The organism is Providencia sp. JGM181 (assembly GCF_018257375.1).
Lineage (GTDB): Bacteria > Pseudomonadota > Gammaproteobacteria > Enterobacterales > Enterobacteriaceae > Providencia > Providencia lanzhouensis.
On sequence record NZ_JAERJY010000275.1, the window covers coordinates 1 to 1214 of the forward strand.

The window sequence follows — 1214 nt, forward strand, 5'->3', positions numbered from 1 at the left end:
TGTCTAAAGAAAAATTTGAACGTTCAAAACCGCACGTTAACGTTGGTACAATCGGCCACGTTGACCATGGTAAAACTACCCTGACAGCAGCAATCACTACTGTTCTGGCTAAAACTTACGGCGGTAACGCTCGTGCATTCGACCAAATCGATAACGCACCAGAAGAAAAAGCGCGTGGTATCACCATTTCTACTTCTCACGTAGAATACGATACTCCAACTCGCCACTACGCACACGTAGACTGCCCAGGTCACGCCGACTATGTTAAAAACATGATCACTGGTGCTGCGCAGATGGACGGTGCAATTCTGGTTGTTGCTGCGACTGATGGCCCAATGCCACAAACTCGTGAGCACATCCTGTTAGGTCGCCAAGTAGGTGTTCCTTACATCATCGTTTTCCTGAACAAATGTGACATGGTAGACGACGAAGAACTGTTAGAATTAGTTGAAATGGAAGTTCGTGAACTTCTGTCTCAATACGATTTCCCAGGCGACGACACTCCAGTTGTTCGCGGTTCAGCACTGAAAGCGCTGGAAGGCAACCCAGAGTGGGAAGCGAAAATTGTTGAATTAGCAGGCTACCTGGATTCTTACATCCCAGAACCAGAGCGTGCAATTGACAAGCCATTCCTGCTGCCAATCGAAGACGTATTCTCAATCTCTGGTCGTGGTACAGTAGTAACAGGCCGTGTTGAGCGTGGTATCATCAAAGTTGGTGAAGAAGTTGAAATCGTTGGTATCCAAGCAACGGCTAAGACGACTTGTACTGGCGTTGAAATGTTCCGTAAACTGCTGGACGAAGGTCGTGCGGGTGAGAACGTTGGTGTTCTGCTGCGTGGTACTAAGCGTGAAGAAATTCAACGTGGTCAAGTACTGGCTAAACCAGGTTCAATCAAGCCACACACCCAATTCGAATCAGAAGTTTATATTCTGAGCAAAGATGAAGGTGGTCGTCATACTCCATTCTTCAAAGGCTACCGTCCACAGTTCTACTTCCGTACAACTGACGTAACCGGTACTATCGAACTGCCAGAAGGCGTAGAGATGGTAATGCCAGGCGACAACATCAACATGATCGTGACTCTGATTCACCCAATCGCGATGGATGATGGTTTACGTTTCGCAATCCGTGAAGGTGGTCGTACTGTAGGTGCGGGTGTTGTTGCAAAAATCATTGCATAATACCGCTCTTTCTGAATAAGAAAGAACCAC

General features: G+C 47.1%; 1 protein-coding gene. It reads left to right on the forward strand.

Annotated elements, in window-relative coordinates:
• A partial coding sequence (gene tuf, locus JK188_RS17475; protein ID WP_036950356.1) for an elongation factor Tu occupies positions 1-1184 on the forward strand: 1184 nt, incomplete at its 5' end.
• Between the last annotated feature and the right edge of the window lie 30 nt (positions 1185-1214).